This window comes from Methylobacterium sp. J-026 (assembly GCF_022829585.1).
Taxonomy (GTDB): domain Bacteria; phylum Pseudomonadota; class Alphaproteobacteria; order Rhizobiales; family Beijerinckiaceae; genus Methylobacterium.
In genome coordinates this window covers 1-18,633 of the sequence record NZ_JAKSYC010000320.1, presented here as the reverse complement: position 1 = coordinate 18,633, position 18,633 = coordinate 1, and the positions used below count along the sequence as shown (strand labels likewise).

The 18,633-nt window shown below is 72.8% G+C and carries 22 protein-coding genes and 1 pseudogene; 15 read left to right on the top strand and 8 right to left on the bottom strand.

All coding sequences use genetic code 11. From position 1 onward, the window contains the following. Window positions 1–160 precede the first annotated feature (160 nt). Window positions 161–583, top strand: coding sequence for an RT0821/Lpp0805 family surface protein (locus MKK69_RS27505; RefSeq protein ID WP_243973312.1), 423 nt, complete (start codon window positions 161–163; stop codon window positions 581–583). Between the two features lie 47 nt (window positions 584–630). Here the strand turns inward: MKK69_RS27505 and MKK69_RS27500 are convergent, their stop codons facing one another. Continuing rightward, window positions 631–924 carry a hypothetical protein gene (locus MKK69_RS27500; RefSeq protein WP_243973310.1) on the bottom strand — a complete coding sequence of 98 codons (294 nt, stop codon included), beginning with the start codon at window positions 922–924 and terminating at the stop codon, window positions 631–633. A gap of 341 nt (window positions 925–1,265) precedes the next feature. Here MKK69_RS27500 and MKK69_RS27495 point away from each other — a divergent pair, with 341 nt between their 5' ends. From MKK69_RS27495 to MKK69_RS27455, 9 genes are all read left to right on the top strand, one after another. Beyond that, window positions 1,266–2,882 (top strand): formyl transferase, encoded by a 1,617-nt coding sequence (locus MKK69_RS27495; protein WP_243973308.1) that lies wholly within the window; start codon window positions 1,266–1,268, stop codon window positions 2,880–2,882. A 122-nt stretch (window positions 2,883–3,004) separates the two neighbouring features. Further along, window positions 3,005–4,981 (top strand): monovalent cation:proton antiporter-2 (CPA2) family protein, encoded by a 1,977-nt coding sequence (locus MKK69_RS27490; RefSeq protein WP_243973306.1) that lies wholly within the window; start codon window positions 3,005–3,007, stop codon window positions 4,979–4,981. An 8-nt stretch (window positions 4,982–4,989) separates the two neighbouring features. Further along, window positions 4,990–6,414 carry an MATE family efflux transporter gene (locus tag MKK69_RS27485; protein ID WP_243973305.1) on the top strand — a complete coding sequence of 475 codons (1,425 nt, stop codon included), beginning with the start codon at window positions 4,990–4,992 and terminating at the stop codon, window positions 6,412–6,414. 121 nt (window positions 6,415–6,535) lie between these two features. Then, window positions 6,536–7,336: a DUF937 domain-containing protein gene (locus MKK69_RS27480; RefSeq protein ID WP_243973303.1), complete on the top strand. Its 801-nt coding sequence runs from the start codon at window positions 6,536–6,538 to the stop codon at window positions 7,334–7,336. 76 nt (window positions 7,337–7,412) lie between these two features. Further along, window positions 7,413–7,730, top strand: coding sequence for a cupin domain-containing protein (locus MKK69_RS27475; protein ID WP_243973301.1), 318 nt, complete (start codon window positions 7,413–7,415; stop codon window positions 7,728–7,730). Between the two features lie 169 nt (window positions 7,731–7,899). Beyond that, window positions 7,900–9,204 (top strand): serine hydroxymethyltransferase, encoded by a 1,305-nt coding sequence (gene glyA, locus MKK69_RS27470; RefSeq protein ID WP_243973299.1) that lies wholly within the window; start codon window positions 7,900–7,902, stop codon window positions 9,202–9,204. A 105-nt stretch (window positions 9,205–9,309) separates the two neighbouring features. Then, on the top strand, window positions 9,310–9,849 hold the full coding sequence (gene nrdR, locus MKK69_RS27465) for a transcriptional regulator NrdR (RefSeq protein ID WP_243973297.1): 540 nt from the start codon (window positions 9,310–9,312) through the stop codon (window positions 9,847–9,849). Then, window positions 9,846–10,955, top strand: a complete 1,110-nt coding sequence (gene ribD / locus MKK69_RS27460) for a bifunctional diaminohydroxyphosphoribosylaminopyrimidine deaminase/5-amino-6-(5-phosphoribosylamino)uracil reductase RibD (RefSeq protein WP_243973295.1) — start codon at window positions 9,846–9,848, stop codon at window positions 10,953–10,955. The genes nrdR and ribD overlap by 4 nt, the downstream gene beginning before the upstream one ends. 3 nt (window positions 10,956–10,958) lie before the next feature. Continuing rightward, complete coding sequence (locus MKK69_RS27455; protein WP_243973288.1) at window positions 10,959–11,579, top strand: riboflavin synthase; 621 nt, start codon at window positions 10,959–10,961, stop codon at window positions 11,577–11,579. Between the two features lie 7 nt (window positions 11,580–11,586). On the opposite strand, the gene MKK69_RS27450 is transcribed toward MKK69_RS27455, so the two are convergent. The 3 genes from MKK69_RS27450 to MKK69_RS27440 all read right to left on the bottom strand — a co-directional run bounded on the left by MKK69_RS27450 (window position 11,587) and on the right by MKK69_RS27440 (window position 13,667). Continuing rightward, complete coding sequence (locus MKK69_RS27450) at window positions 11,587–12,015, bottom strand: PaaI family thioesterase (RefSeq protein WP_243973286.1); 429 nt, start codon at window positions 12,013–12,015, stop codon at window positions 11,587–11,589. A 294-nt stretch (window positions 12,016–12,309) separates the two neighbouring features. After that, complete coding sequence (locus MKK69_RS27445; protein WP_243973284.1) at window positions 12,310–12,741, bottom strand: CBS domain-containing protein; 432 nt, start codon at window positions 12,739–12,741, stop codon at window positions 12,310–12,312. Window positions 12,742–12,845: 104 nt separating this feature from the next. After that, window positions 12,846–13,667: a rhomboid family intramembrane serine protease gene (locus tag MKK69_RS27440; RefSeq protein ID WP_243973282.1), complete on the bottom strand. Its 822-nt coding sequence runs from the start codon at window positions 13,665–13,667 to the stop codon at window positions 12,846–12,848. Between the two features lie 356 nt (window positions 13,668–14,023). Here MKK69_RS27440 and MKK69_RS27435 point away from each other — a divergent pair, with 356 nt between their 5' ends. Both MKK69_RS27435 and MKK69_RS27430 read left to right on the top strand, forming a co-directional pair. Continuing rightward, window positions 14,024–14,623, top strand: a complete 600-nt coding sequence (locus tag MKK69_RS27435) for a PAS domain-containing protein (RefSeq protein WP_243973278.1) — start codon at window positions 14,024–14,026, stop codon at window positions 14,621–14,623. Between the two features lie 120 nt (window positions 14,624–14,743). Then, window positions 14,744–15,382, top strand: coding sequence for a PilZ domain-containing protein (locus tag MKK69_RS27430; protein WP_243973277.1), 639 nt, complete (start codon window positions 14,744–14,746; stop codon window positions 15,380–15,382). 10 nt (window positions 15,383–15,392) lie between these two features. Here MKK69_RS27430 and MKK69_RS27425 read toward each other — a convergent pair whose 3' ends face one another. Together MKK69_RS27425 and MKK69_RS27420 are read right to left on the bottom strand one after the other, a co-directional pair. Beyond that, on the bottom strand, window positions 15,393–15,974 hold the full coding sequence (locus MKK69_RS27425; RefSeq protein WP_243973272.1) for an SCO family protein: 582 nt from the start codon (window positions 15,972–15,974) through the stop codon (window positions 15,393–15,395). 95 nt (window positions 15,975–16,069) lie between these two features. Continuing rightward, window positions 16,070–16,567 (bottom strand): PRC-barrel domain-containing protein, encoded by a 498-nt coding sequence (locus MKK69_RS27420; protein ID WP_243973271.1) that lies wholly within the window; start codon window positions 16,565–16,567, stop codon window positions 16,070–16,072. 177 nt (window positions 16,568–16,744) lie between these two features. Between MKK69_RS27420 and MKK69_RS27415 the strand changes: the two genes are divergently transcribed. Then, window positions 16,745–17,257, top strand: a complete 513-nt coding sequence (locus tag MKK69_RS27415; protein WP_243973270.1) for a tRNA (cytidine(34)-2'-O)-methyltransferase — start codon at window positions 16,745–16,747, stop codon at window positions 17,255–17,257. Between the two features lie 100 nt (window positions 17,258–17,357). Here the strand turns inward: MKK69_RS27415 and MKK69_RS27410 are convergent, their stop codons facing one another. Then, complete coding sequence (locus MKK69_RS27410) at window positions 17,358–17,633, bottom strand: hypothetical protein (protein ID WP_243973269.1); 276 nt, start codon at window positions 17,631–17,633, stop codon at window positions 17,358–17,360. A 163-nt stretch (window positions 17,634–17,796) separates the two neighbouring features. On the opposite strand from MKK69_RS27410, the gene MKK69_RS27405 reads away from it, so the two are divergent. Together MKK69_RS27405 and MKK69_RS27400 are read left to right on the top strand one after the other, a co-directional pair. Next, window positions 17,797–18,024 (top strand): hypothetical protein, encoded by a 228-nt coding sequence (locus MKK69_RS27405; RefSeq protein WP_243973268.1) that lies wholly within the window; start codon window positions 17,797–17,799, stop codon window positions 18,022–18,024. Between the two features lie 18 nt (window positions 18,025–18,042). Next, window positions 18,043–18,399, top strand: coding sequence for a hypothetical protein (locus MKK69_RS27400; protein WP_243973266.1), 357 nt, complete (start codon window positions 18,043–18,045; stop codon window positions 18,397–18,399). On the opposite strand, the pseudogene MKK69_RS27395 reads toward MKK69_RS27400, so the two are convergent. Then, a pseudogene (locus tag MKK69_RS27395) lies at window positions 18,335–18,633 on the bottom strand (GNAT family N-acetyltransferase); the annotation flags it as partial. The gene MKK69_RS27400 and the pseudogene MKK69_RS27395 sit on opposite strands and share 65 nt — an antisense overlap.

Below are 18,633 nucleotides of genomic sequence, written 5' to 3'. Positions count from 1 at the left end.
GCCAAGACTCCTGCTGCCGCGTCCAGGGCCTGAGGGGGCTCCGACATCGGCGTGTTCGGTCGAGCGGAAAGCCCGTCGTGAGTCAGGTGTAATGCGGCGATGCGCGTGTAAAGAGCCAGGCGGGCGGTGGCGCCTCTGTGCGCCCGGAGCGGCCCTGTCGATGCTGCTGGCCGTGGGCGGCTGCAGCCAGCCGCTGCTCGTCTTCCACGGCGAGGGCGAGGCACAGGCCCGCGTCGCCGAGGAGCCCCTCGTCACGGGCAGCATCGAGAAACGGCCGCTGAGCTTCGGGAGCGACCTCGCCGAGGAGGATTGGCGGCGGGCCCGGGCGGCCTTGACGGTCGCCCTCGATCCGCAGGGCAACGGGCGCCCGGTGAAATGGGACAATCCCGAGACCGGCCTGCACGGCACCGTCAATCCGACCGGCCTGCCCTACGTCGCCGAGGACCTTATCTGCCGCAACTTCCTCGCATCCGTGATCGGTCCGCAGCGCAGCCGCTTCGTCCGCGGCACCGGCTGCAAGCCCTCCGGCGGCGCCTGGGCGCTCAAGCGCATCCGGACCGTGACGGGATCCGAACGCTCCTGACGACAGCCCGTGACTGGACCCTGATCGGGGTTCGGCGGTTCAGGGGATCAATAGGGATACCCGTAATACGGCCGCATCCGCAGGCGCGGCTGGGCTGCCGGCGGGGCGACGTAGCGCGCGGCGGCTTCCGGATCGTAGGCCCGGATGTAAGGGTCGAGGGCCGGGTCGCGGTAATTGCCGTTGTTGACCCCGGCCGAGCGGTCGTTGCCGCTGAGGGCCGCGTAGGGCGAGAGCCCGCTGCCGCTGTCACCGCCACCACCGCCGCCGAACGCGAAGGCCGCGCCAGGAATGGCGACGAGGAGCATCGCCGCCAGCGGCATCGTCAGCGTTTTGCGCGTCATGTCCGGTCTCCACACACCCTCTTTACGGGCAAACGGCTCTGCAGAACGTGGGGTTCCCCGGCGTGCCCCGTACCGGCCGCGCGCCACGGTCGCACGGTGGTACGACAGAGATCTACGATCTCGGATGAATGGGATCAATTTTTGATGACGCCTGCCGAAATCGCTCCGCATCGCCCGCTTATGCCGGTGGACAACGGGCCGGTCTTGCTTGATCGTGCCGCCGAGCAACAGCTTCCGAGCCCGCATCGACCGTATTGACGGTCGTCCGAGGGCGCTTTCAGGACCCTCGCCGTGAGCCTCGTGACGGAATCCGATAGGCCCGGCGCGAGGCTGTCCGACTGATGGAGCGGGCGATCGGCGGTGCGGACCGGCCTCCGGCGGGCGGCCGGGCACCGGCCCGACCGGACATTCATGCGGACGGGCGGGACACCGTCGTGCGGTCGGTCACCGTGCGGCTCGACCGCCGCTCCCTCCGCGGCTGGCATATCCGCCTCCTCGACCAGATCGGGCAGCGGCCCGACCGGCGTGTCCGGGTCTCCTGGATCACGGATGCCGGCGGCCTGCCCGCGAACGCGGAGTTGCTGTTCCGGCTGGAGGCGGCGATCCACGGGTTGCCCCGCCCGGGCCTGGCCACCGCGGCCGAGCCGGTCGCCCTCGCGCCCTACGAGAGCGGCCCCAGCGACGACGGCGATGGCCCGGAGATCGTCCTCGACCTCTCGGGGGCGTCCGCGGCGCCGGCCCGCGCGCCGAATGCCGCGCCGGTCTGGCGGCTGGATTTCGACGGGGTACCAGGGGAAGCGGGCCTGCTCACCGCCCTGTTCGCCCGGCGGGCGCCGGTGGCGGCCCTGCGCGGACCGGACGCCGCGCCGGTGGCCGTGGGCCGCCTCGGCGCGGAATCCCACACCGTGATGCTCGCCGCCTTCGAGGATTACCTCGCGCGGACGATCACCCTGATCGCCGCCGCCCTCGACGGGGCCGGATCGCCGACGCTCCCCGACGGCGCCGAGGCGCCGCTGCAGCCGGGCAGGCCCTTCGACCTCGACGGCCTCGGCGCCGGCCGGCGCGCCGCCGGGGGGCTCGCCCGGCTGATCGCCCGCCGCCTCTACGCCCTGTGCTTCCACAGCACGCAGTGGCGGGTGGGCTGGCGCCGGGTGGTCGGCCCCGACCTGATCGACCTGCGCCGCCATCCGGAGGGGGGCTGGATCGATCTGCCCGACGACGGGCGCCGCTTCTACGCCGACCCCTTCGCCATCGCCCGGGACGGGGCCGTGACGCTGTTCGTCGAGGAGTTCGACTATCGGCGCGGCAAGGGCGTGATCTCGGCGGTACGCTTCGAGGCCGGCGGCCCGCGGGGCCGTCCGGAGCCGGTCCTCGAACTCGAGACCCACCTCTCCTATCCGTTCGTGTTCGAGGCGGACGGGCAGGTCTGGATGATCCCGGAATCCCACGCCTCGGGGACGATCGATCTGTACCGGGCCACGGATTTCCCGCGGGGCTGGGTCCACGAGGCCGTGCTGGTGGACGGCGTCGTGGCGAGCGACGCGACCCTGCTCCGCCACGGCGGCCGCTGGTGGCTGTTCGCCACCGTCCGGGCCGGCGGCGGCAGCTATTCCGATACCCTGCATCTCTGGCACGCCCCGCATTTCCGCGGACCCTGGACGCCGCACCGGTGCAACCCGGTGCTGATCGATGTCGGCTCGGCCCGCGCCGCCGGGCCGGTGGTGGCCCGGGACGGTGCCCTGATCCGGCCGGTGCAGGATTGCCGCGGCGGCTACGGGGCGGCGCTGGGCCTGGCCCGGATCCTGCGCCTCGACGAGGGCGGCTATGCCCAGCGGGTCGAGACGCGCCTCGGGCCCGGCGCTGCCTGGCCGGGCTCCCGCCTGCACATGCTGAGCGCGGCCGGGGGCTTCGAGTTCATCGACGGATCGCGCCGGGCCCGGCCGCGCCTGCTGGCGTAATCCCCCACCCGTCGCCCGCTTGTGCCGAACGGCACGCACCCACGGCTCGCATCCCGGCGCCGCCCGCGCTAAGCGGGGGCGGCACGTGCGCGCCCCTTGGAAGAACCGCCGGGAGGATCTTCATGGCGAGCCCCGTCGAACATGCGAGCTTCCTGCCGCCCGTCCTGACCTTCCTGTCGGCCGCGGTGATCGGCGTCCCGATCTTCCGGCTGATCGGCCAGAGCGCCGTGCTCGGCTATCTCGTGGCCGGCGTGCTGATCGGGCCCTCCGGCCTGTCGCTGATCGCCGAGCCCGACACCGCCGCCAGCGTCGCCGAGATCGGCGTGGTGCTCCTGCTGTTCATCGTCGGGCTGGAGCTGCACCTGTCGCAGCTCGTCTCGATGCGCCGCGACATCTTCGGCCTCGGGACGGCGCAGCTCGTGGTCTGCGCGCTGGTGCTGGGCGGGGCCGGCGTGCTGGCGGGCCTCAAGCCCGGCGCGGCCGCGGTGATCGGCCTCGCGCTGGCGCTCTCGGCCACCGCGGTGGCTCTGCAGCTCCTGGAGGAGCGGGGCGACCTCGGCAGCGCCTATGGCGGCCGGGCCTTCGCGGTCCTGCTGTTCCAGGATCTCTCGGTGGTGGGCATCCTGGCCCTGATGCCGCTCCTCGCCTCCGCGGGCGGGGGAACCGACGGATCCTGGCTGGGCGAGGCGGCCATCTCCACCGGGAAGGCGCTCGCGGCGATCCTGGCGGTGGTGCTGGTCGGCCGCTACGGCCTGAACCCGTTCTTCCGGCTGCTCGCGGCCAGCGGCGCCCGCGAGGTCATGACCGCGGCGGCGCTGCTGGTGGTGCTCGGCACCGCGCTGCTGATGGAGCAGGTCGGCCTGTCGATGGCCATGGGGGCGTTCCTCGCCGGCATCCTCCTCGCCGAGTCGAATTTCCGCCACCAGCTCGAGGCCGACATCGAGCCGTTCCGCGGGATGCTGCTCGGTCTGTTCTTCATGAGCGTCGGCATGTCGATCGACGGCACTCTCGTGCGCGAGGTCTGGCCGGTCCTGTTCGGTGCGACGCTGGGCGCCATCCTGGTCAAGGTCGCCCTGGTCGCCGGCCTGTTCCGGCTGTTCGGCTCGGACACGCTCGGGGCGCTCCGGGGCGCGGCCGTGCTGGCGCCGGCCGGCGAGTTCGCCTTCGTGCTGCTGCCGCAGGCCGAGGATCTCGGCCTCACCGGGGCCACGGCGACGCGCTTCGCGGTGGCGCTCGCCGCGCTGACCATGCTGATCGGGCCGATCGCCGCCAAGGGCCTCGACAAGCTGATCGAGCGGCGCAGCGCCCAGGGGCCGGTCGATCTGGAGGAGCCGTCCACGGAACTCACCGAGAGCGGCGACGCCCGGGTCCTGGTGATCGGCTTCGGGCGGTTCGGGCAGGTGCTGACGCAGGTGCTGATGGCCGAGGGCATCCCGGTCACCGTCATCGACAAGGACGTGGAGCAGCTCCGCGCGGCCTCCCGCTTCGGCTTCCGCATCTATTACGGCGACGGCACGCGCCTCGACGTGCTGCGCGCCGCCGGAATCGGCCGGGTCGAGCTGGTCTGCATCTGCGTCGACGACCGGGAGGGCGCCCTCAAGATCGTCGACATCGTGCACGAGGAATTTTCCAGCGTGCGCACCTTCGTGCGCGCCTACGACCGCCTGCACGCGGTCGAGCTGATGAACCGGGATGTGGACTACCAGGTCCGCGAGACCGCCGAATCCGCCCTCGCCTTCGGGCGTGCTGCGCTCGAGGGCCTCGGCCTGTCGCCGGAGGCGGCCTCCGCCCGGGCCGAGGACGTGCGCAAGCGCGACATCGCCCGCCTCGTCCTGCAGCAGGCCGGCGCCCTGCCGGACGGCGCCGGCTGGATGCGCGGGGCCGCGGCGGGACTGAAGCCCGAGCCGCTGACCGTCCCGGTCCGGCCGGCCCGGGCGCTCAGCATCGAGACCCGCGACCTCGTGGGCAGCGACCGGCGCGAGGCGGCCGAGCGCCTGCTGGAGAAGCCGGCGCTCGCCCCGCAGGACGCCGATGCCGCGGAGACGGAGGGCGATCCGGAGGCGGAACTCGAGGCGGAAGGCAGCGGCCGGGATGCGTGACGGCACCGATGTCTGACGGGCCGCCCCCGGCGGAGACGGGCCGCTTCGTCACCGGATCGATCCTCCGGCACGTCGTGGTGATGGCGGCCACCGGCTCGGTGGGGCTGGTGGCGATCTTCGCCGTCGACCTGCTGTCGTTGCTCTACGTCTCGCGGCTCGGCGACCCGAACCTGACCGCGGCGGTCGGCTTCGCCGGGATCGTGCAGTTCTTCGCCACCGCGGTGAATATCGGCCTGATGATCGCCGCCGGGGCCCTGGTCGGGAAGGCGGTGGGCGCGCACGACCCGGCGGCGGCGCGCCGCTACGCGACCTCGGCGCTGACGCTGGGCTGCCTCGGCGCCGCCGTCATCGCAATCCTGATCGCGCTCCTCGCCACGCCGCTGCTGACCCTGATCGGCGCCCGCGGGGAAGCCCTGCGCGTGGCTGAACTGTTCCTCGACATCACCCTGCCGTCGAACCTGCTGCTGGCCGCCGGGATGCTGTCCACGGGGCTGCTGCGCGCGGTCGGGGCGGCGCGTCAGGCGATGCTGGTCACGCTGGGCGGCGCCCTGGTGACGGCGATCCTCGATCCGCTGCTGATCTTCGCGGCGGGCCTCGGCGTGGAGGGCGCGGCGATCACGGTCTGCGTGGCGCGGGCGACCTTCGTGGCGGTGGGCCTGCGTGGGATCGCCCGGCACGGGCTCCTCGGCCTGCCCCGCCCCAACGACCTGCGGGCCGACGCCGCCGCCCTGTCGGGGGTCGCCGGACCGGCGATCCTCACCAACCTCGCGCCGTCGGCGGCGAGCGCCTTCCTGGCGCGCCTCTTTGCCGGCTACGGGACCGACGCCATCGCCGCGGCCTCGGTGATCGACCGCCTGACTCCGGTGGCCTTCTGCGGCCTGTTCGCCCTGTCGGGGGCGATCGGGCCGATCCTGGCGCAGAACTGGGGGGCAGGCCGGTTCGACCGGATGCGCGGCGTGCTCCGCGCCGCGGTCGGCGTGACGCTCGCCTACGTGGCCCTGGTCTGGCTGACCCTGGCGCTCGCCCGCGGACCGCTCGCCGCCCTGTTCGGCCTGCACGGGGTCGCGGCCGAACTGTTCGGCTTCTTCTGCCTCGCCGGGGGCGCGATCTGGTTCTTCAACGGGCTCCTGTTCCTGGGCAACGCCGCGTTCAACAACCTCGGCTTCCCCCTGCGCTCGACGCTGCTGAACTGGGGGCGGGCGACGCTGGGCACCGTCCCGCCCGGGTTGCTCGGCGCGGCGCTCTACGGCCCCCGGGGCGTGGTGGCCGGCATGGGGCTCGGCTCGCTGGTCTTCGGGGTGCTCGGACTCCTGCTCGCCCGCCGGACCGTCGACCGGCTGGAGGGCGCCGGCCCGCGGCTGGGCGCTCCGGGGGCGTCGCTGCGGGCCACGGCCCTGCCGGCCGGCCACGTCCATCCGGGGCCGGTGGGCTGAGGCTGCGGCCGGACCGCGCTGGAATGAACACAAGTTCTGCGGGTCAGAACTGGTATTTCCCCGCACAACGGGTCACGATGCTGCGCCCCGGCCGGTCCGGCTGCGGCAGGATCGAGGCGTCATGTTCAACCCGCTCGAGATGTTCCAGACCCAGGGCGAAGCCGGGTTCCAGGCTCTGGGCCAGCCATTCGGCCTGACGACCGAGCAGACGGCGCGCGCGTTCGAGGCGTTGATGCCGGCCCTGACCCTCGGGCTCCAGCGCAGCGTCGGCATGGACCCGAACAGCTTCGGGCGGATGTTCGGCCTCCCCGAGGCGGCCCGGCCCGCGGCCCCGCAGGGGCTCGATGCCCTCAGCCAGATGTTCGGCTCGGCCCAGCTGCTGCAGGGGGTGCTGCGGCAGGCCTCGGCCACGAGCGGCGTCGGCGCCCAGGTCCTGCGCCAGATGCTGCCGATGATGGCCGGCGCCGTGGTGGCCAGCATCGTCCACGTGATGCTGAACCAGCCGCAGGGCGAGCCCGCCCAGGCCCGGGCGAGCGCGCCGCCCCCGCCCGGGCCGTTCCCGTTCGGGCCGGCCTGGGCCGAGATGGCCAAGGCGTTCATGCCCCCGACCCAGGCGCCGAAGGCCGCCCCGAAATCGGCCCCCAACCCGTCAGGCGCGAAGGCGGCGGACGCGAAGGCGGGCGAGGCCGGCTCCGACATGCTGCAGCAGATGCTGCGCACCGGGGCCGAGGTTCAGGGCAACAACATCCGGGCGATGCAGGACCTGTTCGAGACGTTCTGGCCCTCCGCCGGCACGCCGCCCCAGGGGGCGCCGCAGGGCAACGCCGCCCCGGCCCGCGCCCCGTCGCCGCCCGATCCCACAGTCTCCGACGCGGCGGCCGCCAAGAGCCGGCGCGGGCGCCCCCCCGGTGGGACGGCGTGACACGGGGTCGGGCACCGGACATCCGTTGACGCGGAGGATCCGCGACGCATCTCCCGTCGCAGAGGAGATGCGCGCGATGACCGACCACCTGACCGCTTGGACCGACCGCGACGAGAGCGTCGCCGGGAATGGCGTCGCCAAGCGCACGATCCCCGGCGCCGGCGCGAGCCTCGTGCGCGTGGTGGTGCCGGCGGGCACCGCGGCGCCGCGCCACAGCCACGATCACGAGCAGTTCGTGCAGGTCCTCTCGGGCTCGGGGATCCTGGAGACCGATCAGGGCCGCGGGCCATTCTCCGCCGGCAGCGTGTTCCACTTCCCGGCCGGGGCCTGGCACGCGGCCGTCTTCGAGGCCGAGACAGTGCTGATCGAGACCAATCTCTCCGGGCAGGGCTGAGACCGCGACCTGACCTGACGCTGATCTGCGGCAAATTATTCTTTGCGCACGGCCAAAATGCCTGTGCTTGGTTTCGGGGGCTCCCGCGTGTAGGAATCCCCTTTCGAAAGCCCGCCCGTGAACGCCGACGAAAGGCCGGGCATCGCCCCTACCAGAACAGAGGCAGATCATGAGCGCCGGTACCGCCGCCGATAAGCACTTCTCCAACAGCTTCTTCGCCGCCCCCCTGACGGAGGCCGATCCCGAGATCGCCGAGGCGGTGGCCAAGGAACTCGGCCGCCAGCAGCACGAGATCGAGCTGATCGCGTCGGAGAACATCGTCTCCCGCGCCGTGCTGGAGGCTCAGGGCTCGGTGCTGACCAACAAGTATGCCGAAGGCTATCCGGGCCGGCGCTATTACGGCGGCTGCCAATTCGTGGACATCGCCGAGGATCTCGCCATCGAGCGCGCCAAGCGCCTGTTCGATTGCGGCTTCGCCAATGTGCAGCCGAATTCCGGCTCCCAGGCCAACCAGGGCGTGTTCCTGGCCCTGATGCAGCCCGGCGATACCTTCCTGGGCCTCGACCTCGCGGCCGGCGGCCACCTGACGCACGGCGCCCCGCCGAACGTCTCGGGCAAGTGGTTCAAGCCGGTCTCCTACACGGTGCGCCGGGACGACCAGCGGATCGACATGGAGCAGGTCGCCCAGCTCGCGCAGGAGCATAAGCCCAAGGTGATCATCGCCGGCGGCTCGGGCTACCCGCGGCACTGGGACTTCGCCAAGTTCCGCGAGATCGCCGACTCGGTCGGCGCGTACTTCATGGTCGACGCCGCCCACTTCGCCGGGCTGATCGCGGCCGGGGTGCACCCGTCGCCGTTCCCGCACGCCCACGTCGTCACCACCACGACCCACAAGACGCTTCGCGGCCCGCGCGGCGGCATGATCCTCACGAACGACGAGGCGCTGGCCAAGAAGTTCAATTCGGCGATCTTCCCCGGCATCCAGGGCGGCCCGCTGATGCATGTCATCGCCGGCAAGGCCGTGGCCTTCGGCGAGGCGCTCAAGCCCGAGTTCAAGATCTACGCCCGCCAGGTGGTGGAGAACGCCAAGGCGCTCGCCGACACCCTGATGACGGGGGGCTACGACATCACCTCGGGCGGCACCGACAACCACCTGATGCTGGTCGACCTGCAGCGCAAAGGTCTGACCGGCAAGGCCGCCGAGGCCGCCCTGTCGCGGGCGGACATCACCTGCAACAAGAACGGCGTGCCGTTCGACACCCAGAAGCCGACCATCACCTCGGGCATCCGCCTGGGCACCCCGGCCGGCACCTCCCGCGGCTTCGGCGTCGCCGAGTTCAAGCAGATCGGCGGCTTCATCGTCGAGGTGCTGGACGGTCTCGTGGCCAAGGGCGAGGCCGGCGATCCGGAGGTCGAGGCCTCGGTGAAGAGCCGCGTCCACGCCCTCACCGATCGGTTCCCGATCTACGGCTGAGGAATCCGACGCGGGGCGGCCTTCCGGCCCGCGGACGTGTGGATTAGGAAACGGCCGCGGTCCCGACGGGTCCGCGGCCGTTTCCATGCGCCGAGTACGAAACCCATGCGGTGTCCCTATTGCGGCGGCTCCGAGACGCAGGTGAAGGACTCGCGGCCCTCCGAGGACGGCGCTGCGATCCGGCGCCGCCGGGTCTGCCCGGACTGCGCCGGCCGCTTCACCACCTTCGAGCGGGTGCAGCTGCGCGAGGTCGTGGTGCTCAAGCGTTCGGGCAAGCGCGTGCCCTTCGACCGGGACAAGCTCCAGCGCTCCATCGACGTGGCGCTCCGGAAGCGCGCGGTCGAGCCGGAGCGGATCGAGCGCTTGGTCAGCGGCATCACCCGGCAGCTCGAGAGCGCGGGCGAGCCGGAGGTGACCTCCGAGGCGATCGGCGAATTGGTGATGGCGGGGCTGAAAGGTCTCGACGACGTCGCCTACGTGCGCTTCGCCTCGGTCTACAAGAATTTCCGCGAGGCCAAGGATTTCGAGGCGCTGCTCGGCACCCTGGGCGACGGCACCCTGCCGCCGGAGGCCGCGCCGGACGCGGACCCTGAGATCGCGCCGGAGCCCCAGGCCCCGGGCCGCCGCCGCGCCGCCCGCCCATGAGCGACGATGCGACCTTCATGCGCCTCGCCCTGGCGCTGGGCCGGCGGGGTCTGGGCACCACGTGGCCGAACCCCTCGGTGGGCGCCGTTGTGGTCGAGCCGGGGACCGGCCGCATCCTCGGGACGGGGGCGACGGCGCCGGGCGGGCGCCCGCACGGGGAACCCCTGGCGCTCGCCGCCGCGGGGGAAGCCGCCCGGGGCGCGACCCTCTACGTCACCCTGGAGCCCTGCTCGCATCACGGCCGCACGCCGCCCTGCACCGACGCGATCCTGGCCGCCGGGATCGCTCGGGTGGTCAGCGCCGTGGAGGATCCGGACCCGCGGGTGGCGGGGCGCGGCCATGCGCGCCTGCGCCAGGCCGGCGTGGCGGTCGAGACGGGTCTGCTGCGGGACGAAGCGGCGCGCGACCATATCGGCCATATCACCCGGGTGACGCGGGGCCGGCCGGCCGTACACCTCAAGCTCGCCCGCACCCGGGACGGTTTCTGCGCCGCCGCCGGCCCCGAGCGCCTGCGGATCACCGGCCCGGTGGCGGACGGGGCGGTGCATCTGTGGCGGGCCCATGCCGACGCGATCCTGATCGGCATCGGCACCGCCCGGGCCGACGATCCGTCGCTGACCGTGCGGCTTCCCGGACTCGCCGGGCGCTCGCCCCTGCGGATCGTCCTCGACACGCATCTGCGGCTCTCGCCGGCGAGCGTCCTCGCCCGGACCGCCCGCGACACGCCGACCCTGGTGCTCGCCACCCGCTCCGCCCCCGCCCATGCCCGACGCGCCCTGGAGGCGCTGGGCGTCGCGGTCGCCACCGTCGCGGCGGACGCGGCCGGCGGGATCGACCTGCCGGCGGCGCTCGCGCATCTCGGCGGGCGCGGCTTGACCCGTCTGTGCAGCGAGGGCGGCCCCCGCCTTGCGGAGGCGCTGGCGCGCGCCGATCTGATCGAGGCCTGCACGCTGGTCACGGGACCGGCGGAGTTGGGCCCGGCCGGCGGCCTGCCGGCTCTGGGACCCGCCCTGACCGCTGCCCTGGCGGAGAGCGGGTTCCGCGAGACCGAGTCCCTGCGGCTCGGCCCCGACACGGCCGTGACCTACGAGCGCACCAGGAGTTGAGCGATGTTCACCGGTCTCGTCAGCGCCGTCGGCACGGTGGTCTCGGTCGCGGGTGAGGGCGACCTGCGCCGGGTCGCGATCCGCGCCCCCTACGATCCGGCCACGATCGCGCTGGGCGCCTCCATCGCCTGCGCGGGCCCGTGCCTCACGGCGGTATCGGTGGAGCCGGCCGAGGGCGGCTGCGTCTTCGCGGTGGACGCCGCCGCCGAGACGCTGATGCGGACCACGGTCGGCACCTGGGCCAGGGGCACGCGGATCAACCTCGAGCGCTCCCTGAGGATCGGCGACGAACTCGGCGGCCACCTCGTCACCGGCCATGTCGACGGGCTCGCCGAGATCGTGGCGCGGGAGAGCGTCACCGCGGATGCCTGGGGCGCCAGCGAGCGCTTCACCCTGCGGGCGCCGGCGGCTCTGGCGAAGTTCATCGCCGAGAAGGGCTCGGTCTGCCTCGACGGCACCTCGCTCACCGTGAACGGCGTCACCGGCGACCGGTTCACGGTCCTGCTGATCCCGCACACCCTTCAGGTCACCACCTGGGGCGAGCGCCAGGAGGGCGACCGGCTCAACCTGGAGGTCGATCTGATCGCCCGCTACGCCGCGCGGCTCGCCGAAGCGCGGGCCTGAACCGGCCTCAGCGCGGCGGGATCGAGTAGGTCCCCGTGGCGTGACAGGCCAGATCGGCGCTGCCCGCGGCGGTGATCAGCACCTCGCCCACGGCGAGCCGGCGGCCGAGCTTGAGCAGGCGGCACTCCGCCAGGAGGTCGCCCGGGCCGGGCTTGCGCAGGAAGTTGAAGCTCAGGCTCGTGGTCACGGCGAGGGCCACCGGGCCGATATTGGCGAGGATCGCCGCGTAGAGGGCGTAGTCGGCGAGCGCCATCATGGCCGGACCCGAGACCGTTCCGCCGGGGCGGAGGAAGCGCGCCTGCGCCTCCAGCCGCATCCGCGCCGTCAACGGACCCACCGCCTCGAGATGGTAGGCGCGGCCGCCCGCCTGGATCTGCGGGAATTCCCGGTCGAGGAACGCATTGGTCTCCGCGAGATTCAGGGTCGTGGCGGTCATGGAGCCTTGCAGCACGGGGGCGGCGGCGGTCGCCACAGGGTTGAAGGACGATCGCCTTTCCGCGCCCCATAGGGGCTGACGGATTCAGAGATCGCGCGAAGGTTCGTTGCCGCTGCGGAGAGAAATCTCCTCGGCGTTGCGCCGCGCCTTCCCTCCGCCCCTGCGCGGGGGGAGGAAGACGCCCCTGGCACCGGTCGCCGCTCCCGTCCGGAAGCACCGTGTGACCCTCGTCCGCCCCTCGGCAAAGGGAATCAGCGCCGCGTCTCTCCCCGCGGCTACCCGGCCGCGAACGCCCTACGCCATCGTGATGTAGTCGCGCAGCGCCTGGTGCTCGGCCTCGACGGTGGCGATCTTGCGCGCGACCACGTCGCCGATCGATACGAGGCCGATCAGATGCCCATCCTCGCAGATCGGCACGTGGCGGAAACGGCCGTCCGTCATCAGGCCCATCACCTCCTCGATCGTCGTGCTCTTTCCGCAGGTCGTGACGGCGCTGGTCATGTGGGCGGAGACGGGCGCGTCGAAGGCCGAGCCCCCGTGCCGGGCAAGCGCCCGCATGATGTCCCGCTCCGAGATGATGCCGGCCACCGACCCGTCGGCATGGGCCACAACCAGGGCCCCGATGCGCCGGTCGGCGAGGATCTGGATGACCTCCTCGAGGGTCCTGTCGGGGCTCACGGTGACGACGGAGCTGCCCTTCTCGGCGAGGATACGTGCGACGGTCATGGCTCTCTCCCTTGCGATGCGTTCGGTGCGCTGTCGGCCGGGTAGGCCCCGGCTCCTTCACATTATGGCGAGTGTGTGGCCGTTCCGATCGGTTGGCAAGGTGCTCAGGTGCGTGGCGCCTCCCGCGGGTCGAGCAGGGGGAACATCAGGAAGCCCACGATGAAGCCGCCGAGATGCGCGTCCCAGGCGACGGAGGCGCTCTCGCCCACCAGCGGCACGCTGACGAGGCCGAACAGCAGGTTAGTGACCAGCCAGATCGCCAGGAACGAGACCGCCGTCCGGTTGCGCAGGAGTTCGGGGATCGGCTCGACGGGGCGGCGCGGCGGCAATTGCCAGGGCGGACCGCCATAGCCGGAGACCGGCGGCTGGAACACGAAGCGGGCGGCGGCCGCCATCAGGGCCGAGATCCCCGCCGAGGCGCCGACCAGCGGCCCGGCACTCAGGGGATCGATCAGCAGGTGCAGCAGGCCGCCGGCCGCGGTTCCGGCAAGCGCGATCAGCCCGTACCGCCAGGCTCCGCAGCGGCGGGCCACCGGTGAACCGAAGGCGGCGAGCCACACGCTGTTGAAGATCACGTGCATCCACGAGCCGTGCAGCAAGGCGTAGGTGACCAGGCTCCAGGGCTGGAACGCGTGCTCGCCGACGATGTAGCGGGCGAACGCCTCGCGGGCCGCCTGCAGTCCGGGATCACCCGCATCGGCGGCCGCGCGAATCACCTCCGAGGCCTGACCGGGATCGAACCACAGAGTCCAGCGGGCCGGGACCAGGGCGAGGTCCAGGACGAGGCGGATGTCCCAGGTCTCCGGCAGCAGGAACTCGCGCACGGCCTGGATCGCCATGAGCACGCCGATCGAGAGCGTCACCACCCCCGGCATGTTGAACACGGGGACGCGGCTCTGCCGCGGGAATTCGGGGGAGGCATCCATCGCGGCACCATGTCGGGGCGCGGGGCGGGTGGGCAAGCCCCGGCGACGTATTGAATCCGGCGGATGCATCCTGCCGCGCCCGCCTTGGCTAGTTCCGGAGACTTGTAGAGACGTGCTCACGTCTGATCGCCCGCGCGGGTGATCGGTTCCAGCGGGCGGCCGCCCCCGCGCCGGTCACCCGCGACGGCGGGGCGTCGCGATTGTCTCGCCGGGTCCGAAGCGGTACGGCCGACGCACCCGGCCGGCACGGGGCGTGCGCCCGGACGCCGTGAGTGCCCGGAACGGTCGGCGACAGCCTCGCGGATGTGCCAGAACGATCCAGGGATGAACCAGAGGCGTTTAGAGTCGGGACACCGATGAAGCATCCCACCAGCCGCATGCTCCATGCTTACTGGGAGCGTCTGCGCGGAGAGCGCGCCGCGCCGGAGCGCGCAGAGATCGAGCCGGGGGAGATCCGGCACCTTCTGGCCGACAGCCTGATCCTGGAACTCGACATGTCCGCCTGCTCCGCCACCGTCCGGCTCGCGGGGACGCGGGTCTGCGCCCTGTACGGCCGCGAGTTGAAGGGGCAATCCTTCACCCAGCTGTGGGGCGCGCAGGCGGCCGATCCCTGGCGGATCGTCGAGATCGTGGCCAGCGACACCCTCGGCGTCGTGGCCGGCCTGCGCGGCACCAACGGGGCCGGCGAGACGGCCGACCTCGAACTCCTGCTCCTGCCCCTGCGCCACCGCGGCCGCACGCAGGTCCGGGCGCTCGGCGCCCTCAGCCTCGACGGCGCGCCGCCCTGGATCGGCCTGCGCCCGCTGGTGGAGGCGGAAACCACCTCCCTGCGCATTCTGCCCAGCCGCCGGCCGGAGGCCGCGCCGCCGCCGCGCCCGGCCATCCGGTCGGGCGCCAGCTACCCGGGGCCCGTGCGCCGCGGCCATCTCCTCGTCCACGCCGGCGGCAGGGGGTGAGATCTCCGGTCGGTGCCGACGTCGATGGGAAGACTATAACGCTGAAAGGGAAAAAGGGTTTCGTAACAGTCCCGGTCTAGTCTGTAGCTTCGAAGATCGCGGCGGAGGACCAATCCCGGGATGATCGCGGTCGACCTCACCGCCGGAGCGGAACTGCGCGGAGTGCCTGATCCGGCGCGGGGCGCCTCGGACGAGCGCCGCCACCAGCGCGTGCGGATCGCCGTGCTCGGCCGCTACATGCTGGCGGACCGGCGCGAATATCCCTGCCGGACGGTGGACATGTCGCCGGGCGGCGTGCGCCTCGCCTGCGCGGTGCGGGGCGAGGTCGGCGAACGGGTCGTGCTCTATCTGGAATATATTGGCCGGATCGAGGGCGTGATCGCCCGCACCTGCGCGGACGGGTTCGCGGTCCAGCTCAACGCCACCCCGCGCAAGCGCGACAAGCTCGCCTCCCAGCTCACCTGGCTCGCGAACCGGGAGATGCTGGGCCTGCCGGAGGGGCGGTCCCACGAGCGCCTCGTGCCGACCCAGCCGGCGGTGGTCCTGCGCGTCGACGGCACCCAGGAGATCAAGGCCCGGCTCATCGACATCTCCATGTCGGGCGTCGCGATCGCCTGCCCGTTGTCGCTGCCCCTGGGGACCGCCGTGACCGTGGGCAGCACGCCGGGGCGGCTGGTGCGCTACTTCGAGGGCGGGTTCGGCGTGCAGTTCCTGCTGCCGCTCTCCCCCGACCGCTTCCATGCCGGGATGACGCTGTAGAGGCCGCCGCTCAGATCTTCTTGGCGAGCTGCGCCGCCGTGTCCTCGGCCGGGCGCGCGAGATCCAGGGCGCCGAGGAAGCGGTTCTGCGCATCCATCACGTACACGATGGCGGTGTGCTCCATCGTGTAGTCGCCCTCCTTGCCGGGGACCTTGCGGGCATAGGCGCGGTACGCCTTCTCGGTGGCGGCGACCTGCTCGGGGCTGCCGGTGAGCCCGGTGATGCGCGGATCGAAGCTCGACAGATAGGTCTTCAGGCTCGCCGGGTCGTCGCGCTCGGGATCGACCGTGACGAAGGCCACCCGCATGTGCGCGGCCTTGGGACCCAGGGCGGCCAGCACATCCGAGACCTGCTGCAGGGTCGTTGGGCACACGTCCGGGCAATGGGTGAAGCCGAAGAACACCAGGTGCGTCGCCCCGGCGAAATCGCGCTCGGTGACGGTGCGGCCGTCCTGATCGACCAGGGTGAACGGACCGCCGACGCCGGGCACGCCCACCGGAGCCCGCTCGGGCATGAACGCGAACACCGCGGCCCCGGTGATGCCGACGAGGCCGAGGCAGAAGGCGAGGAGCGGGATGAGGGCGCGACGCATGGGACGGTTCCGACCTCCGGGCAGAGGCTGGCACAGCACAGAATCGCGCACCGAGGCAAGCCGGCCGGATGTCGCCGGCCCTCAGATCTGGCCCGTCAGGGCTTCGGCGCCGGCTCGCCCGCGGGGCTGGCGGGGGAGGCCCCCTTCGGCGGCTCCTTGCCGAGGTAGATGTATTCCGGCGCGGCCCGGAGCTGATCCTTGGTCGTGTCGATGCGCGCCTGCAGACTCTTGCCGTCGGTGCGGTCGAGCTTCAGCACGGAGGGGTCGACGGCCACGTATTTCGAGCCGAGCCCCAGGAAGCCGCCGACCCCGATGACCCAGGACTTCACCGCGCCCTTCTGATCGAGGACGATGTCGGCGATCTGCCCGATCGTCTCGGCGGCGCCGTTCACCACGCTCGTGCCGATGAGCTTGCTGGCGACCATGTCGTCGGGGGTCTGGGCCACGAAGGTCGGGCGCAGGTTGTCGGCCATGGTGGCGGGCTGGCCGGGCACCGGCGCCGCGGCGCTGTCCGCGTTCGTTCCGGCATTCTGGGCCGAGGCGGTGGCGAGGCCGGCCAGCAGCAGGGCCGAGGCGAGGAGCGGGGTGCGCATCGGATCAGGTCTTTCGGGAAGGGCCGCGAACAAGGGTGGCGCCGCCTTAAGGTTCTGGCGGGGCTTAAGTTCCGCGGATCGGCGATGGGTTCGGCGGATCGCCGGCCGCTTTGCCGGCTGAGCGTTGCCGCCGCGGGCCTTTGACGGTGCGGCGCCCAATCCCCACAAGGCGGACCCATGCTCCGCCTCGCCCTCTACCAGCCCGACATCCCCCAGAACACCGGCACGATGCTGCGCATGGCCGCCTGCCTCGGCCTCGCCGTGGAGATCGTGGAGCCCACGGGCTTCGACGTCTCGGACCGGCACCTGCGCCGCTCCGGCCTCGACTATCTCGACCACGTGGCGATCACCCGGCACCGCGCCTTCGCGGCCTTCGAGGCGTGGCGGGCCGGGGCCGGCATCCGGCTCGTGCTCGCCACCACGGCGGGCGCCCTGCCCTACACGGATTTCGCCTTCCGCCCGGACGATTGCCTGATGGTCGGGCGCGAATCCGCCGGGGTGCCGGAGGCGGTGCATGCGGCCGCCGATGCCCGGGTGGTGGTGCCGATCCGGCCGGGCCTGCGCTCCCTCAACGTCGCGGTGGCGGCCGCGATGATCGCCGGGGAGGCCCTGCGGCAGACGGCGGGGCTATTGCGACCGGAGATCGAGGGCACGCCCGGGGGCCCTGCGAGCGGTTCGTTTTCGGATTGATAAGGCAGTCTGGCCCGCACCGCCCGGGCGGAGCCCGCGCGCCGGTGCGGGCCGCGCTCGAGCCGCGGGCACCCGAGCCGGAGGCACGGCTCGACCGCCCCTACTCCGCCGGGGCGCCCTGCCCCCCCTTGATCGAGGAGGTCACGGCGTTCGGCACGCCGATCCCGGCGGCGGACGACGGGTCCTGGTTCGCCGCCGAGTTCGCCGCCGTGGTGCGGATGGCCGCCTCCTGAGCGGCCTCCTCCGCGAGCCGCCGCCGCTCCTCCGCGTAGCCCCCGGCGATGACGAGATCGACCAGCCGCCGGGTCAGCCGGAAGGCCAGCCAGAACAGGGCGAGGCAGACGGCCGTCGCGGCGGCGGCCTTGAGCGGGTCCACGGGACTCCTCCGGAGATCTCCCCTATGTCGGGCCCTCCTTGAACCGCGGCCGATCGCGTTGCAATTGGACTTCGCGCCGAGATCGGCCCCAGACCATGTCGTGTCGCGCTCCCGTGCCGGACCCGGTGACCCGGCGCGGGAGCCCCCTGATCAGGCGGATCCCTTGCGCGAGACCTTCCACATCGAAGTCCTCGGACCGGAACCCGACGAGGTCCAGACGCGGATCTCCGTGCGCGTCGGCACCCTCGCGGGCGCCCAGGAGCGGGCGCTGCGGCTGTTCGCCCGCGCCCGGGTGCCGCAGCGGTCGGGCGAGCCGGCCCAGGCGGTCCGGGTCATCGACGGCGCCGGTCGGGAGGTGTTCTATCGCTCGCGCTTCGACGAGGGGGATTGAGGCGTCCGGAGTCCCGCCATGCGCACGGCCCTGATCCTGCCGGCCCTCGTCCTCGCGGCCTGCGCGCTGTTCCTGCGCAGCTACACCCTGCCCCCGGCCCCCGACCGGCGGGGCGGCACGACGCTCCTGCTGTCCTGGCCGGATCGCCCGGTCTTCGGCAGCCCGCGCGCCGCCTGCCTCGCGGCCCCGGCGGACCAGCCGGTCCTGCCCTGCCTGATCGCCTCGGTCACCCGCGCCCGCGACGACGGGATCGCGCTGGCACAGCTGCCGTTCTGCGCGACCTGCTACGCCCTGTCGGGGCGGATCGCGATCATCGGCCGGGACGAGGCGGCGACGCGGGCGCGGCTCGGAGAGATCGCCCGGTTCGGCTGGTAAGGCGGGCCCGGGCCACGGCCGCGCGGGCCCGCTCCAGCGCCCGGGCCAGCGGGAACAGGGGATCGTGCCCGGCCGCGACCAGGAGATGGGCGATCGGCCGGCGCTCCGTCCAGAAGGTGGAGCCGAGGGCGAAATCCGGCGGGGCGCAGGAATCGATCCGGTCGATGTCCCACGCGCCGGAAACCACCGCCGCGGTCAGGCGGTGGACGAGCTGGACACCGGGGGCGCCCTCCG

What these genes read in the sequence shown, in the direction of transcription:
- MKK69_RS27505 (WP_243973312.1), top strand. Translation starts at nt 161, where the DNA reads ATGCTGCTGGCCGTGGGCGGCTGCAGCCAGCCGCTGCTCGTCTTCCAC.
- MKK69_RS27500 (WP_243973310.1), bottom strand. Translation starts at nt 924, where the DNA reads ATGACGCGCAAAACGCTGACGATGCCGCTGGCGGCGATGCTCCTCGTC.
- MKK69_RS27495 (WP_243973308.1), top strand. Translation starts at nt 1,266, where the DNA reads ATGGAGCGGGCGATCGGCGGTGCGGACCGGCCTCCGGCGGGCGGCCGG.
- MKK69_RS27490 (WP_243973306.1), top strand. Translation starts at nt 3,005, where the DNA reads ATGGCGAGCCCCGTCGAACATGCGAGCTTCCTGCCGCCCGTCCTGACC.
- MKK69_RS27485 (WP_243973305.1), top strand. Translation starts at nt 4,990, where the DNA reads ATGTCTGACGGGCCGCCCCCGGCGGAGACGGGCCGCTTCGTCACCGGA.
- MKK69_RS27480 (WP_243973303.1), top strand. Translation starts at nt 6,536, where the DNA reads ATGTTCAACCCGCTCGAGATGTTCCAGACCCAGGGCGAAGCCGGGTTC.
- MKK69_RS27475 (WP_243973301.1), top strand. Translation starts at nt 7,413, where the DNA reads ATGACCGACCACCTGACCGCTTGGACCGACCGCGACGAGAGCGTCGCC.
- glyA (WP_243973299.1), top strand. Translation starts at nt 7,900, where the DNA reads ATGAGCGCCGGTACCGCCGCCGATAAGCACTTCTCCAACAGCTTCTTC.
- nrdR (WP_243973297.1), top strand. Translation starts at nt 9,310, where the DNA reads ATGCGGTGTCCCTATTGCGGCGGCTCCGAGACGCAGGTGAAGGACTCG.
- ribD (WP_243973295.1), top strand. Translation starts at nt 9,846, where the DNA reads ATGAGCGACGATGCGACCTTCATGCGCCTCGCCCTGGCGCTGGGCCGG.
- MKK69_RS27455 (WP_243973288.1), top strand. Translation starts at nt 10,959, where the DNA reads ATGTTCACCGGTCTCGTCAGCGCCGTCGGCACGGTGGTCTCGGTCGCG.
- MKK69_RS27450 (WP_243973286.1), bottom strand. Translation starts at nt 12,015, where the DNA reads ATGACCGCCACGACCCTGAATCTCGCGGAGACCAATGCGTTCCTCGAC.
- MKK69_RS27445 (WP_243973284.1), bottom strand. Translation starts at nt 12,741, where the DNA reads ATGACCGTCGCACGTATCCTCGCCGAGAAGGGCAGCTCCGTCGTCACC.
- MKK69_RS27440 (WP_243973282.1), bottom strand. Translation starts at nt 13,667, where the DNA reads ATGGATGCCTCCCCCGAATTCCCGCGGCAGAGCCGCGTCCCCGTGTTC.
- MKK69_RS27435 (WP_243973278.1), top strand. Translation starts at nt 14,024, where the DNA reads ATGAAGCATCCCACCAGCCGCATGCTCCATGCTTACTGGGAGCGTCTG.
- MKK69_RS27430 (WP_243973277.1), top strand. Translation starts at nt 14,744, where the DNA reads ATGATCGCGGTCGACCTCACCGCCGGAGCGGAACTGCGCGGAGTGCCT.
- MKK69_RS27425 (WP_243973272.1), bottom strand. Translation starts at nt 15,974, where the DNA reads ATGCGTCGCGCCCTCATCCCGCTCCTCGCCTTCTGCCTCGGCCTCGTC.
- MKK69_RS27420 (WP_243973271.1), bottom strand. Translation starts at nt 16,567, where the DNA reads ATGCGCACCCCGCTCCTCGCCTCGGCCCTGCTGCTGGCCGGCCTCGCC.
- MKK69_RS27415 (WP_243973270.1), top strand. Translation starts at nt 16,745, where the DNA reads ATGCTCCGCCTCGCCCTCTACCAGCCCGACATCCCCCAGAACACCGGC.
- MKK69_RS27400 (WP_243973266.1), top strand. Translation starts at nt 18,043, where the DNA reads ATGCGCACGGCCCTGATCCTGCCGGCCCTCGTCCTCGCGGCCTGCGCG.